This window comes from Novosphingobium sp. AAP1 (genome assembly GCF_001295765.1).
In the GTDB taxonomy this organism is placed as follows: Bacteria; Pseudomonadota; Alphaproteobacteria; order Sphingomonadales; family Sphingomonadaceae; genus Novosphingobium; species Novosphingobium capsulatum.
In genome coordinates this window covers 414,785-428,976 of sequence record NZ_LJHO01000003.1, presented here as the reverse complement: position 1 = coordinate 428,976, position 14,192 = coordinate 414,785, and the positions used below count along the sequence as shown (strand labels likewise).

The following is a 14,192-nucleotide window of genomic DNA, read 5'->3' as shown; positions in this document are numbered from 1 at the left end:
GCATGACGGTTCAGGACAACAAATCGCGCTATTCGCCCGATTTCGACATGCCGGTGCGCGGCGATACGATCACAGCCGATCGCTATATCTCGCGCGACTGGATGGACAAGGAAGGGCAGAACCTGTGGCCCAAGGTGTGGCACCTGGGCGGAATGCTGGCCGAACTGGAGGAGGAAGGCGACTTCATCCGCCACGATTTCGGCAAGGATTCGATCCTGATGATCGCCCAGGCCGATGGCAGCGTGCGCGCGTTCTACAACAGCTGCCCGCATCGCGGAAACCGCCTGGTGCTGGGCGATGCCGGCTCGCTGCCGCGCATCACCTGCGGCTATCACGGCTGGCAGTTCACCCCTGATGGCGTGCTCGCCAAAGTGCAGGACCCGGATGATTTTGCCGGCGGCAACCCCTGCGGCAAAGTGCACCTGTCGGAACTGCGCTGCGAAACCTGGGGCCCGTTCGTGTTCTGGTGCATGGATGATGACGTGCCGCCACTGGCGCAGTGGATGGCGCCCTTGCAGGAACGCCTCGCCAACTATGGCCTGGATAACTGGGTGCGCGTGCTCAAGCTGTCGTGCGACGCGGAATTCAACTGGAAGGTGATCCGCGACAATTTCAACGAAAGCTACCACCTCCCCACGATCCATCCCGAACTGGCCACGTTCATCAACGACGGCCTGCCCACCACGGTCTTCGAGATGTATCCCAGCGGCCACAACGCGATGTGGATGATCGGCCACCAGGCCACCACGCGGGTGGACTATCACAGCGCCGAAGTGCCCGCCCCGCTCGATGATATCGCCCGCGCCTGGGGCATCGATCCGGCCGATTATCAGGGCCGCACCGGCGAAATCCGCGCCGCCGTGATCGCCGCCAAGCGCAAGCTGGGGCCAGAGCGCGGCTATACCATGTACGAAGACATGACCGACCAGCAGCTGGTGGACTATTTCCACTGCACGCTGTTCCCCAATCTCACCCTCACCATGTCGCCCGAACAGATGCAGGTGCTGCGCACCGAGCCGCATCCCACCGACCCGGAAAAGTGCGTGTTCCAGCACTGGTGCCTCTATCCCCCGGTCAAGGGGATGAAAGAGGTGGTCACCCCGATCGGCACCGTGCCGCTGCGCCACGATGCCGTGGCACGGCACAGCCGCTATGGCGATGGCGTGTCGCTGGGCTTTGTCGCCGATCAGGATCTGTCGATCGGCACCACGCAGCAACAAGGCCTCAATTCACGCGGCTTCAAGGGCTGCATCCTGCCCGGCCAGGAAAAGCGCATCCAGCGCTTCCACGAACTGCTCAACGATTACGTGGCCGGCAAGGGCCCGGTGCAGCCGGCATGACCTATCCCCCGCCGCCCTGCCCCGCAGACGTGCGACAGGCCCTTGCCGATCTGGTCACCGCCTATGCCATGGCGGTGGACGATATCGGCAATGCCGCCGGCGTTGCCGCGCTGTTCGCGCCCGATGGCTGCTATGACCTGACCAGCCTGGGCATGGACCGGATCGTCGGGCGTGCAGGCATCCAGGGGTTCTTCGAAGCCGCCTTTGCCACCATGGCCAGCAACGCCCACTTTGTCGGCAACGTGGCACTCGGCGCCTATGACGCCACAGCCGGCACCGCGCAGGTCACGGCCTATGGCCACGCCTTCAGCCTGGGCACCGATGGCACCCTGCTAGAGGTGAAAGCCCGCTACGCCTTCGACCTTGCCCAGCACGAGGGCACCTGGCGCATCGCGCGCCTGGGCATGACCATGCTGCTGCCCCCGGTCCACACCCCGGCGCCCTGAACACGATCCTCCCCGCCCAGCGGGGAGGTGGCAGCCCGCAGGGCTGACGGAGGGGCGCGGTCTCGAACATCGCAGAGCAGGACGGCACGCTGTCCTCCACCCACACACAAAGACGCGAAGAACACCGCAGTGCCTTCGCGCCTTTGTACAAATCGCAATAGCGTCGGTGATCAGGTCGGGTTCTTCAAATAGGCGATCACGTCGGCGCGGTCCTGGCCCTTGGGCAGGCCGGGGAACGTCATCTTGGTGCCCGGCACCACGCGCTGCGGCTTTTCCAGGTACTGGAACAGCTTTTCGGCGGTCCAGGTAATTCCACTGCTCTTGTTGGCGTTGGAATAGGCAAACCCGGCGATGGAGCCAGCCTTGCGACCCACCACCCCTGCGAGCGAGGGCCCGATCATGTTCTTGCCGGGCTCGGCCGAGTGGCAGGCCTGGCACTGTGCGAAGATCTGCTTGCCGTGCACCGGATCGGCGGTGAACGATGCCAGCGTGGTGTGATCGAGTGTGTCGGTGGAATCAGCCGCCGGCGCGGGCGTGCTGGCCGCTGCGGCCGGGGTCATCGATGCCGCTGCAGCGGCCGTCGTGGTTTCGCTGGCAGCTGGCGTCTGTTCCGCTGCCGATTTGCTGCCGCCGCCACCACACGCGGCAAGCAGCAGCGTGGCGGTGCCCAGTGCAAGATAATGAACCTTGGATATCATCTGCATCCTCCGTTTTGTTTTATGAGGCTGCGCGTCACACAGGACGGCGGGAAACTAGAACGTGTCCGATAGTGCCACGCAATACGGCCGTAAGGGCAAGAACATATCATCGCCAGGGTGCGGATCTGGCCGGCGGATCGTGCCAGTTATCCCGCATTTTTCCGATACTTCCCTCGCGCGTTAACGGCTGGCCCCCCGAACCGTTCCCGAATGCATGATCGGGCCTGACATCAAGGCGGCTGGCTGGCTTTCGGCATTGCCTTCATCCCGCCGGAGTGGCCGGCGCGGCCGAGGCGACCGGCTGGGTGGGCGTTGGCGCCTGCAACGGCGCGGGGAACGTGGCGGGAACCGTGGCGTTGCCCGGCGCGCCCCACAAGGCATGGTAATCCTTGGCCATGGGATAGCCGCCCATCGGCTTGTTCTTGCCCTGGTGGCAGGTGGCGCAGCTGACCTTGAACGGATCACCCATCGGCCCCTTGCGATAGGCCGGGAAAGCATTGGTCAGCGAGCTGATATACTGCCCATTGGTTTCGCGCACCATGCGGATGCCGTACCAGGCCTTGGCCCGCTTGGGCGTGCTGATCGGCCAGGCACCAAGAGCCTGGGCATTGTGGCAGAACGTGCAGTTCACCCCCAGCGCCTTGGACACGTGGATCATCACGGCATAGGAATTTTCGGTCTGCATCACGCTGGTCTTGTCAGCCGGCGAAGGATGCGCGGCCGTGGCCTGAACGCGGATGTTCTGGTCCTTTTTCGGATCGCCGGTCAGATAGAGCGCCAGCGAGGCATCGGGTAGCGACGAAAATCCCGTGGCGGCGATCGGGTCGTCCTGGCCATGGCGGTTGCCGATGATGCCGCTGGGCGGCGCGGGCGGCATGGTCCAGTGGTTGGTCGGCACGGCCTGGCCACGGTGGCAGGTCCAGCAGGTCACCCCGGTCTGGGCCACGTGCGATTGCCAGTTGTGGTTGATGTTGCGCGTCATCTGCAGCATGCGCCGCGCGACAACCTTGGTATAGAGTTCGTCAGAGGCCATGTTGTTGGGATTGTGGCAATAGTTGCAGCCTTCCTTGGGCGCCACCCAGGCGGTCATCGCGGCCATGGTATAGCTCAGCTGCTCGGCGGATTCATCGCCCAGCACCTGCAGGTTCTGGAACTGCTCCTTGGCGCGCGGCCCCTCGGTCGATGGCGGGTCATAGGGCGGTGGCGGCACCTCGTCCTTGGCCATGGCCACTTTCTTGACCGTGACCTGGTCCATGCCGGTGCCGCGATAGCCGTTCTGGCCCGAAACCTTGTGGGAAAGTTCGCAGCCCCCCAGGGACAGCGCGGCAAGCGCCGCCAGGGCAATAGCGGTGATCCGTCTCATTTCCCCGAGCTCCCCAAGGTGGCGGGGTCGATCACCCCGGTTGCGGGATAGTGCGGCGCATAGCCGTGCTGCTGTGCCCACAGATACCAGTTGTCGACCACCGTGCCGGTCAGCAGGATGCCGATGCCCCCGGTCAGCGTGGTCAGCACGGCAAACCACCAGGCCCAGCGATGGATCGATTCCATCGTGGCGTTGAAACCCATGGTCCAGCGCCAGAACAGCGCGGCGCGTTCCGATGCGGTGCCGCGATCGGTGATCTGCTCGATCTCGCGCTCGCCACCATAGCGGCCCACCGCCAGGATCGTCGCGCCGTGCATGGCAAACAGCAGGGTGGAGCCATAGAGGAACGCGATCGAGAAGCAGTGGAACGGGTTGTAGAACAAGTTGCCATAGCGGATCGAAAACGCCGCGGTCCAATCGAGGTGCGGAAAGATGCCGAACGGCACGCTTTCGGCCCAGCTGCCCATGAAGAACGGGCGGATAAAGCCCAGCACCAGGAACAGCCAAATCGCGCTGAGGAAGGCCCAGGCCACATGCGTGCCCATGCCGAGCGCGCGGGCGCGGGTATAGGTGCGCACCCACCACAGCATGACCGAGGTGGTCAGGCAGAAACCGGCGATGATCCACCACCCACCCTTGGCCAGCGGCACGAACGGGGAAAAGCCATATTGCGGGCCGGGCGGTTCGAGCGACAGCCACGGCAGCAGGCGCACGAACTGGATCGGGTTCCAGTTGACCGAGGCCAGCATGTTGAGACCGATGATCTCGAACGCGGTAAACCCGAAGATCAGCGCGAAAATGCCGGTCCAGCCCAGGTAGATCGGGCCGATCTGCGCCTGGCCAACCAGGCCAAGCAGGTGGACGAAGCTGCCCTGCCCGATGCGCTCTTCGCTGCCAGGTGGCAGGGCCACGCCCATTTCCGGTTCGCCGCGCAATTGCACTTGGGTGAATATGTTCTGGTAGGTCGTCATCGCACGGTGCTCCTTCACGACCAGATCGGCAGGTTGAGCCACCAGGTCCACCACTCGGGCCAACCGCGCGTCCACAATGGGCCGCTGATGACTATGCACACCGCGCTCCAGAACCCGGCGTTCAGCGCCAGCAACAGGCCCAGGCGGTGAATGCCCAGCGTGCCGATCGAATAGCCGATAAGATCGCGGAAGAAGGTGTCTTCGTATTCCGGTGACTTGACCTCACCACCCTTGGGCGGGTTCACCGCCGACAGCACCAGCGCGCCATGCAGGGCCAGCGCCAGGGTGGTGGTGAAGAAGAACGACACCGCCAGCATATGCGCCGGGTTATAATGGAAGTGCAGGTACTGGTACCCGGTGTTCGACACCCAATCGAGGTGGCTGAAGATCCCATAGGGGAAGCCCCAGTGCCACGCGCCCAGCAAGACCGGACGGATCACCACCAGCGTGAAATAGGCAAAGATCGCCATGCCAAAGGCCACCGGCACATGATAGCCCATGCCCAGCTTGCGGCAGATTTCCACCTCGCGCAGCGCCCATGACACGAACGACACCAGCGCGCAGACCGTGATGATCTGCCAGAAGCCACCCTCCTTGAGCGGCGCCAGCGCCAGGCCATATTTGAGATCGGGCGGCGCGATCGAAATCAGCCAGGGATTCCAGGTCGGGCCTTGTGATGCGGAATAGAAAATAAGCGCCGTGCCCAGCGAGGCGAAGATCGCCGTTACCACGCCGAAAAAGCCGACGTAGAACGGGCCCACCCAGAAATCGAACAGGTCGCCACCGATCAAGGTGCCACCGCGCACGCGATATTTTCGTTCGAAACTCAGGAGTGCCATGGCCATCCCCCTCTCCGCCTGGATGCGGCGGCTATTGTGTTCAGATGCCGGTTTTTTCAGGCGTCAGTGCCCATGAGGCGGCGGTCGGGATCGCCGCCGCCTCTCGCACGGGCTTGCGTCAGCTGGCCGGTTTTGCGGCTGCGGCGGCATGCGCGGCGCCCTGCGCCGAGTTGGGGCCGTCGAGCCAGTTGTAGGTGTCGGTGCTGAGCAGGATGAAGTGAATGATCAGTGCCAGCACGAGCAGAAAGCCGAACAGGGCAACCAATGTCCTGCGCGGATCGAAAATCAGCCAAAGTCTCCACATGGGTTTTATCCTTGTGCAAGAGTGTTGGCCCTCGCCCGATCAGGCCCCCTTGGCCCGACATCGCGAGGGAGTGGGCGGCTTACAGCCAGGGCTTCCACATCCAGACCAGGACGTGTGCAACCACGGCCACGCCGGTGAAGCCCAGGAAGCTGCTCATGAACAGCTTGTGGAACTCCTTGGCTTCCTCGGGCGTGAGATACGTTCTCAGCCCAAAGCGATCGTCACGATCACTCATAGCCCAATCTCCTTTCGTTGGTGGTGTGCGAGAGGCGAAACGACCTCTTCGGGTATCCTCGCGGCGCCCGAATGCACCGTGAGAATGGCTGGGCCGGGCTGCGCGCGGCAGGCTTCCGGACGGATGGAACGGGCGCGGGTCATGCGACCTGCGCCTCAAGCAGGGCATCGGCCAGCCGATCGGCCGATACGCGATCTTCGCCATGGCGGCGGGCGGCGCGCTCGGCGCCATCGCGCAGGCGCTTGGCCGCCGAAATGCGGATCAGCACGGGCTGCGCTGCCACCACCTCGTCCAGCCGCGTCTTGGCATCGTCATCCCACGGCAATTCGCGCCACGCCGCTTCGCCGACCCCGCGCGCGGGCGTGGGCTCTACCTTGTCCATTTCGGTCGCCAGCGGCAGGATGTGGAAAAGCGCGTCGAACAGCGCGTTGCACACTTCCTGCACCAAATAGGTCGCGCCGGAATAGCCCATGAACGGCGTGCCGGTGTGGCGCCGGATCGCCGCGCCGGGGAAACTGGCCGGGATATAGATCCCGCGCCCACCGCGCTCGGCGTTGTACATGCGCTCGTTATAGCTACCGAAAAGCACCAGCGGCGGATTGGCATGGATCGCCGCGCGCACGTCCTCGTTGCGCGGCTTGACCCCGGCACTGCGCGCAAAGGCAAAGTTGCACGGCAAGCCCATGTCGTCTTCCAGGAACCGCCGGATGCCGCGGGCATAGGTTTCGTTGGCCACGATGCCAAAGCTGGCGGTGGCAAAGAAATCCTGCGTTACCGAGCGCCACAGATCCCACAGCGGCTTGATCGTGGTGTGCTTTTCCCGCTCGATGAACGGTTCGGGATCGAGCCCCAGCTCCGCGCCCAGCGCGCGCAGGAACAGCGTGGTGCTGTCCAGCCCGATCGGCGCCTGGAAATAGGGCCGCTCCAGCGTCTCGCACAGGCCTCGGCCAAATTCGCGATAGAGGCACACGTTGGCCTGGGCATCGGCCAGCTTGCGGATATCGGCCAGGTGACACCCCAGCGGGAACACCACATTGACCTGCGCGCCGATCCCCTCGATCAGGCGGCGCACCTCGTGCAGATCGCTCGCCATGTTGAACATGCCGTAAGACGGGCCGATGATGTTGACGCGGGGCTTTTCCCCCTCGCGCAGCGGCCGGGCGGCGGGCACGCCCTTGGGGCCAAATTCCTTCCACAGCCAGCCCAGCGCGCGGTCGGCGCTCTGCCACTGGTCCTCGTCGATAGTGCGCGGCAGGAAGCGCTTGATATTGGTGCCTTCGGGCGTCACCCCGCCGCCGATCATCTCGGCGATGGAGCCGGTGACGACCACGGCCGGCAGATCGGGATCGAGCGTCTTCCACGCCCGCTTCATCGCGCCTTCGGTGCCGGTCTTGCCCAGTTCCTCTTCGCCCAGGCCGGTCACCACAATCGGCAGTTCGTGCGGCGGCAGGCCATCGGTATAGTGCAGCACTGATGTCACCGGCAGGTTTTCGCACCCCACCGGCCCGTCGATGATCACCTGCAGGCCTTTGACCGCGGTAAAGACGTAAACCGCCCCCCAATAGCCGCCGGCGCGATCATGATCGAGAACCAGAGTCATGATCCCACCGCCTCGGCCGCCTTGCGCGCGGCTTCGTTCAGGGAGGCGTATTTCTTCTTGAACTGCGGCCGGTCCTGCGGGGTATCTTCCCACACGCCCGCGCCCGGCCCGCTGCCCACGCCATCGAAAAAGGCACGCATGCGGTCAAACCGTGGCTTGTTGGCCATCGCCGCGTTGACCACTTGCGCCAGGCTACCCGCGCCGGCCACGCCCATCAGCGGGCGGGCGGAAATCAGGTTGGTGAAATAGAGCGCGGGGATCGCGCGCTGCTTGGCGTGCTGCACCACCGGCGTGGTGCCGATGGCCAGGTCGGGGCCAAATTCCTCCACCGCGGCAATGTCCTGCTCAAGACTGGCGCGATAGTTCACGCGCACGCCGCGCGCCTCCAGCCAGGCGCGGTCAGCCTCACCCGCCTGCGTCGCCGGGCAGGCTGTGCCGACATAGGGCACATCGGCGCCGCTTTCGATCAACAGCCGCGCCACCAGCAGTTCCGACCCTTCATAGCCGGTCACGGTGATACGTCCCTTGATCGGATTGGCCGCCAGCGCGCCACCGATCGCGGGCAGGAAGCGGTTCTTGGCCGCATCGATGCGATCCTGTGCCACGCCGCAGGCCGCGCCGATCGCATCGAGCCAGCTGGCAGTGCCTTCCACCCCGACCGGGGCAGAGCCGACGATGCCGCGCCCGGCGGCGGAAAATTCGCGCATGCTGGCGGTGTAGAACGGATGGATCGCCGCCACCGCCGCGCAATCGAGCGCGGCATACAGCTCGCGCCATTCGCGCGTGGGCACCACCGGCCCGGCGGCCAGGCCCAGCGGTTCCAGCATCATGCCGATGCCCACCGGATCGGCCGGGAACATCTCGCCCAGCAAAGTTACCGTCGGGCGATCGGGCTTGACGCGCGGCGCCGCCACCGGGCCTTGCTCGGCCTCTGCCCGGGCATAGGCGAGCATCGCGCCGGCGAGCACGTCCTTCGCCTCGGCATGGGTGGGAATGCCAAAGCCGGGCACGTCGATGCCGATGATGCGCACGCCGTTGATCTGCTTTTTCAGCAGGCGGAGCGGCACACCGCTGGCCGTGGGCACGCACAGGTTGGTCACCACGATGGCATCATAGAGCGCCGGATCGGCCAGCCCTTCCACCGCGTCCTTGATATCCTCGAACAGCTTGCCGGTGACGAGCGTTTCGGAATTGAACGGGACATAGCCCACCGTCCGCCGCGCGCCGTAAAAGTGCGAGGTGAACGTCAGGCCATAGACACAGCAGGCCGAACCCGACAGCACCGTGGCGGTGCGGCGCATGCGCAGCCCGACACGCAGCGAGCCGAACGCCGGGCACATGCTTTGCGGCTGATCGTGCGGCCCCACAGGATAATCGGCGGCATAGCGTTCCAGCAGGGCGCTGCCCTGGGCCTGGTCGGTCGCCGCGCGCAGCACGCCGGCATCGGCATGGCAGCCACCGCCGCTGGCCGGCGGCGGATCGAGCGCGATGCGGTCTGCCTGGCGCGCGGCCGGCGGCGCGGGTGCGTCAAGCCTCGTCATAGATCACCTCGAGCGAGGGCTTCTGGACAAAGGCGGCGCCGCGCATATCGGCCTGGGTGGCGGGGCGCAGCACCACATCGCCGCCCACCTGCTCAGGCGAGAACAGGCCGAGCAGGCCATCCTGGTCGAGCGGGCGCGGCTGCTGCGCGGGCGCGGTGGCAACGTTGACCGCCAGGTCTTCGAACAGGCTGCCCCACTGGCCATCGGGCCGGCCGATGATCTGGTAATTGGCTGACTTGCGGCGAATGTCTTCGTCCGCAGGAATGGCGCAGAGCACCGGGATGCCCACGGCATCGGCAAAGGCGGCGGCTTCGCCGGTGCCGTCATCCTTGTTGACGATCATGCCGGCCACGCCAACATTGCCGCCCATCTTGCGGAAGTATTCCACCGCCTTGCACACGTTGTTGGCAACGTAGAGCGATTGCAGGTCGTTGGAGCCGACCACGATCACCTTCTGGCACATATCCCGCGCGATCGGCAGGCCGAACCCGCCGCAGACCACGTCGCCCAGGAAATCGAGCAGGACATAGTCGAACCCCCAATCATGGAAGCCCAGCTTTTCCAGCAGTTCGAACCCATGGATGATGCCGCGCCCGCCGCAGCCACGGCCCACTTCCGGTCCGCCCAGCTCCATGGCAAACACGCCATCACGCTGGAAACACACGTCTTCGATACGCACTTCTTCGCCCGCCAGCTTCTTGGCGGCAGAGGTTTCGATGATCGTGGGGCAGCTGCGCCCGCCAAACAGCAGGCTGGTGGTATCAGACTTGGGATCGCACCCGATCAGCAGCACGCGCTTGCCCTGCTGCGCCATCATGTAGCTGAGGTTGGACAGGGCAAAGCTCTTGCCCGATCCGCCCTTGCCATAGATGGCAATCACCTGGGTCTGCTTGGTAACCTCGCCCGTGTGCGGGGCATCGGGCTCGATCGCGGCTTCGGCGCGCAGGGCATCGGCAGTGTTCAGCAAGGTCATGCGCAAGCGCTCCAATCGAGAACCATCTTGAGGCAGTCGGCGGCGAGGAAGGTTTCGGGATAGGCGTCCCTGGCCTCGGTCGCCGGGCGCATGTGGCTGACCAGGCCGGTCAGGCTGCACGCCCCGCTGTCGATCAGGCCGCGCGCCGCCACCAGATCGGCCGGCTGCCATTCGGCGGCGATGCGAAAGCGCGCCTCGCGCCGGAACGCCGGGGCAAAATCGAAACTGGGGCGGTTGGCATAGAAGCCGGCCATCACCACTTCGCCGCCGTGGCGCAGCCGGGCGATCAGCTGGTCCAGGCAATCGGAATTGCCGCTCGCGTCATAGATCGTGGCGTAATCGTGCCGGTCATCGTCCTTGGGCGCGATCACGCGATAGCCGCTGGCGCCCTCACGCCGCACCGCGTTGCGTTCCCACACCGTGGGCGCAGGCGCGCCCATGGCGATGGTCAGCCGCGCCAGCAGGCGCCCGAGCGTGCCATGCCCGATGATGAGATCGGGCGCCGTGCCGCCTTGCAGCGCGTGGAGCGCGGTAGCCGCCAAGGCAAACAGCACGCCATCGGCGCCCAGCGACTCGGCCACGGGAAAGGCCCGTGCCGAGGGAATGATCACGCGCTGCGCCGTGCCGCCAAACAGCGCCCGCGCATCGGCATAACAGGCCGCGCCCGGCACAAAGACCCAGTCGCCAATGCGCCCCTGCGCCTCGGCCCCGGCGTCGACAATGCGGCCCAGCGACTCATACCCAGGCACCAGCGGATAGCCCATGCCGGGAAAGACCGGCATTTCGCCCGACCACAGCAGCTTTTCGGTGCCCGTGCTGATGCCGCTCCAGCGGATGTCGACCACCACGTCGCTCGGGCCAAGAACGGCGCCGTTGCCGGCGACCGAACTGGTCAACGTCAGCTTGCGTAGCGCAATGCACCTGGGTGCTTCGAGTATGACGGCCAGCGCATCCATGCCCCGGTCCTTCTCCCAACGGTCGGTCAGACCCCGTCGCGTTCACCCGAAAGCGGGTACGTTCCGGCAAGGATCACCATACGCCAACCTTGACATACGTCAATCTACCTTGACGTTTTTAAGTGTCATCCAAACGCGACAACCACACTGGCAACCACGGGATATGCCGTGCGATGGCGCCGCCACCCCGCAAATCCGGCCTTTTTGAGCAGCGCGCCATATTCAGCCGCGCTGCGCGGGCGCCCGGCATTCATCGCCCAGAGATAAAATCCGAAGTAGGCATCACCCATCGCGGCCGCGCCCGGCGTCTTGGCCATCGGCTCTGCCACCACGAGTCGCCCGCCCGAAACCAGCGCCTGGCGCGCGGCGCGCAGCAGGGCCAGGCAGGCATCATCATCGTGATCGTGCAGCACCCGCACCAGCGTGATGCAATCATGGCCCGGCGGAATCGGATCGCGAAAGAAATCGCCGCCATGCAACGCGATGCGCCCGCGCATCGCCGCTGCATCCAGCCAGGCGCCGGCGCCGGCCACCACCGGCGGCAGATCGAACACCGCCACCTCCAGCGCCGGACAGGCCTTGGCCACCGCGCTGGCAAAGGCGCCATGGCCACCGCCGAGATCGAGCAACCGCCGATGCCGGGCAAAGGGATAGGCCGCCAGCGCCTGCTGCGCGACCATCGCCTGCGAAGCCGCCATGAGCGCGGAATAGGATGCCGCCTCGTGTTCGCTGGCATCCTGGGCATAGTGCCAGAACGACGAAAGCGCGGTGGGCATGGCCCGGTCGCGCAGCAGCAGCGCCACGGGATCGGCCAGATCGGCATAGAGCAGCGCATGATGGCGCACCATCGCGATCGCGCCGGGATTGGCCTGCAGGGCGGCGCCCTGTTGCCCCAGCATCCACCACCCCGGTGCCACTTCCTCGGCCAGGTCGAGCGCAGCCGCCGCGCGCACCAGGCGCAACGCGGCCTGGGGCGAAAGGCCGCTGGCCAGCGCCACGTCATCTGCACTGCACGGCCCGCGACGCAAGAGATCAAGCAGCCCAACCTGCACCGCCGCCATCAGCACCTGCGAATAACAGAAGCCCGCCACCAGATCGAACGCCTGCGCCGCGCGGCGGCGTGACACGATCGCAATCCCTGGCAGCCGCGCCGCCCAGAACTGGAAGCGCGGGCTGGCCAGCACCCCGTTGCGCCACGCCGTCCACCGTCGACGCCAAGGCGCCACGGCAGACGGCGGGTCCAATTGGTCTGGAATAGTGGACATTTCCATATGTCTATTTTAATGGACATCATTGGTGTAAAGATCAATTCCTATTCCCGAGGGTGATTCCTTTCGCAAAGGGGCACGACGCGCATGGCGGCACGGGTTGCGATCATCGGCGCAGGCATTGGCGGGCTGGCAGCGGCCGCGCTGCTCGCCGCGCGCGGCCTGGCGGTGACCGTGATCGAAAAGGCCGGGCATCCGGGCGGCAAGGCGCGGCAGTTGGCCGTCGATGGCGTGGGCATCGATGCCGGCCCCACCGTGTTCACCCTGCGCGATGTGTTTGCCGATGTCTTCCGCGATTGCGGCGCTGACCTAGCCGATCATGTCACGATCCGCCGCGCCCAGGTGCTCGCCCGCCATGCCTGGGACGGGGCCGGCCAGCTCGATCTCCATGCCGATCCCGCGCGCAGCGAGGAAGCGATCGGCGATTTTGCCGGCGCGGCGGCCGCCGCCGGCTTTCGCGCCTTCCGGGCCGAGGCCGCGCGCATCCACGGCATTCTTGACGCCACCATGCTGCGCGGATCAAAGCTCGCCTGGCCGCCTTCGCTGATGTGGCGCATCGGCCTGTGGCGGGTGGGCGATCTCCTGGCCATCCGCCCTTATGAAAGCCTGTGGAAGGTCTTGGGCGAGCACTTTGCCGATCAACGGTTGCGCCAGCTTTTCGCGCGCTATTCCACCTATTGCGGCTCCTCGCCCTTTGCCACGCCGGCCACGCTGATGCTGATCGCCCATGTCGAGGCGCAGGGCGTGTGGCTGATCGATGGCGGCATCAGCGCGCTGGCTCAAGCGCTGATGAACCTGGCGCAGCGCCATGGCGCGCAGTTCCGTTTTGGCACCGGGGCGGCCATGCTGGAAACGCACAATGGCCGCGCCTCGGGTGTGGTGCTTGCCAATGGCGAGCATGTGCCAGCCGATGCCGTGATCACCAATGCCGATCCCGAAGCGCTTGCTGCCGGGCGCCTCGGCCCGATCGGCGCCATGGCGGTCAGCAGTCATGGCGCGCGCCACCGCTCGCTTTCGGCCATGGTCTGGCTCGCCCATGCCAAAACCAGCGGCTTTGCGCTGCAACGGCACAACGTGCTGTTCTCGCCCGATTACCCGCGCGAGTTCAGCGATATTCGCGGCGGCCGCCCGCCCACCGATCCCAGCGTCTATGTCTGCGCGCAGGACCGCGATGGCGACAATCCGCAAGCCGGCGGGCGCGAGCGCCTGCAGATCATCGTCAATGCCCCGGCCAACGGCGACAGCCACGCCTATAGCGAAAAGGAGAGGGACCAATGCACCTTGGCCATGCGCAAGACGCTGCAGCGCTGCGGGCTGGAGCTGGAAACGGATTGTCCCCGCATCCTGCTGACGCCGAACGAGTTCGAGACCTTTTTGCCCTCGACCGGCGGAGCGATCTATGGACGGGCCTCGCACGGCTGGGCGGCGTCATTCCTGCGGCAGGGCACGCGGACCCGGATCCCTGGGCTCTATTGCGCGGGTGGAAGCACCCACCCCGGAGCGGGGGTGCCGATGGCCGCCTTGTCGGCACGGCTGGCGAGCCGGGCAGTGCTGCAAGACCTCGCTTCGATGCGGCGATTCCACCCGGTGGCTATGGCTGGTGGTATGTCGATGCCATCAGCCAGTGCGGGCGCCACGGGCTGACGATCATCGCCTTC

14 protein-coding genes are annotated in these 14,192 nt (G+C 65.8%); 3 read left to right on the top strand and 11 right to left on the bottom strand.

The genetic code is table 11. The features are described 5' to 3' along the window. Positions 1-2 precede the first annotated feature (2 nt). Entirely contained in the window at positions 3-1,340 is a 1,338-nt protein-coding gene (locus IP65_RS09035; RefSeq protein WP_022677055.1) for an SRPBCC family protein, read from the top strand. Continuing rightward, positions 1,337-1,786 (top strand): nuclear transport factor 2 family protein, encoded by a 450-nt coding sequence (locus IP65_RS09030; protein ID WP_022677056.1) that lies wholly within the window; start codon positions 1,337-1,339, stop codon positions 1,784-1,786. Before IP65_RS09035 ends, IP65_RS09030 begins: the two co-directional genes overlap by 4 nt. A gap of 170 nt (positions 1,787-1,956) precedes the next feature. On the opposite strand, the gene IP65_RS09025 is transcribed toward IP65_RS09030, so the two are convergent. From IP65_RS09025 to IP65_RS08980, 11 genes are all read right to left on the bottom strand, one after another. After that, the gene (locus tag IP65_RS09025; protein WP_148291759.1) at positions 1,957-2,484 is read right to left on the bottom strand and encodes a cytochrome c family protein; all 528 of its coding nucleotides are present in this window, start codon (positions 2,482-2,484) and stop codon (positions 1,957-1,959) included. A gap of 262 nt (positions 2,485-2,746) precedes the next feature. Next, positions 2,747-3,847: a photosynthetic reaction center cytochrome PufC gene (gene pufC, locus IP65_RS09020; RefSeq protein WP_022677058.1), complete on the bottom strand. Its 1,101-nt coding sequence runs from the start codon at positions 3,845-3,847 to the stop codon at positions 2,747-2,749. Continuing rightward, positions 3,844-4,818: a photosynthetic reaction center subunit M gene (gene pufM / locus IP65_RS09015; protein ID WP_028658063.1), complete on the bottom strand. Its 975-nt coding sequence runs from the start codon at positions 4,816-4,818 to the stop codon at positions 3,844-3,846. Before pufM ends, pufC begins: the two co-directional genes overlap by 4 nt. A gap of 14 nt (positions 4,819-4,832) precedes the next feature. Beyond that, positions 4,833-5,657: a photosynthetic reaction center subunit L gene (gene pufL / locus IP65_RS09010; protein WP_054131572.1), complete on the bottom strand. Its 825-nt coding sequence runs from the start codon at positions 5,655-5,657 to the stop codon at positions 4,833-4,835. 118 nt (positions 5,658-5,775) lie between these two features. Next, positions 5,776-5,961: a light-harvesting antenna LH1, alpha subunit gene (gene pufA, locus IP65_RS09005; RefSeq protein ID WP_022677061.1), complete on the bottom strand. Its 186-nt coding sequence runs from the start codon at positions 5,959-5,961 to the stop codon at positions 5,776-5,778. A 79-nt stretch (positions 5,962-6,040) separates the two neighbouring features. Next, on the bottom strand, positions 6,041-6,196 hold the full coding sequence (gene pufB / locus IP65_RS20830) for a light-harvesting antenna LH1, beta subunit (RefSeq protein ID WP_022677062.1): 156 nt from the start codon (positions 6,194-6,196) through the stop codon (positions 6,041-6,043). A 139-nt stretch (positions 6,197-6,335) separates the two neighbouring features. Beyond that, positions 6,336-7,796 carry a chlorophyllide a reductase subunit Z gene (gene bchZ / locus IP65_RS09000; RefSeq protein WP_022677063.1) on the bottom strand — a complete coding sequence of 487 codons (1,461 nt, stop codon included), beginning with the start codon at positions 7,794-7,796 and terminating at the stop codon, positions 6,336-6,338. Then, positions 7,793-9,337, bottom strand: coding sequence for a chlorophyllide a reductase subunit Y (gene bchY, locus IP65_RS08995; protein ID WP_022677064.1), 1,545 nt, complete (start codon positions 9,335-9,337; stop codon positions 7,793-7,795). Before bchY ends, bchZ begins: the two co-directional genes overlap by 4 nt. Beyond that, positions 9,324-10,310, bottom strand: a complete 987-nt coding sequence (locus IP65_RS08990; protein WP_028658065.1) for a chlorophyllide a reductase iron protein subunit X — start codon at positions 10,308-10,310, stop codon at positions 9,324-9,326. The genes bchY and IP65_RS08990 overlap by 14 nt, the downstream gene beginning before the upstream one ends. Beyond that, positions 10,307-11,266, bottom strand: a complete 960-nt coding sequence (gene bchC / locus IP65_RS08985) for a chlorophyll synthesis pathway protein BchC (RefSeq protein WP_022677065.1) — start codon at positions 11,264-11,266, stop codon at positions 10,307-10,309. Before bchC ends, IP65_RS08990 begins: the two co-directional genes overlap by 4 nt. 125 nt (positions 11,267-11,391) lie before the next feature. Then, positions 11,392-12,531, bottom strand: a complete 1,140-nt coding sequence (locus tag IP65_RS08980; RefSeq protein ID WP_054131571.1) for a methyltransferase — start codon at positions 12,529-12,531, stop codon at positions 11,392-11,394. Positions 12,532-12,621: 90 nt separating this feature from the next. Between IP65_RS08980 and crtD the strand changes: the two genes are divergently transcribed. Next, on the top strand, positions 12,622-14,178 hold the full coding sequence (crtD, locus tag IP65_RS08975) for a 1-hydroxycarotenoid 3,4-desaturase CrtD (protein WP_054131482.1): 1,557 nt from the start codon (positions 12,622-12,624) through the stop codon (positions 14,176-14,178). The last annotated feature ends 14 nt before the right edge of the window (positions 14,179-14,192 follow it).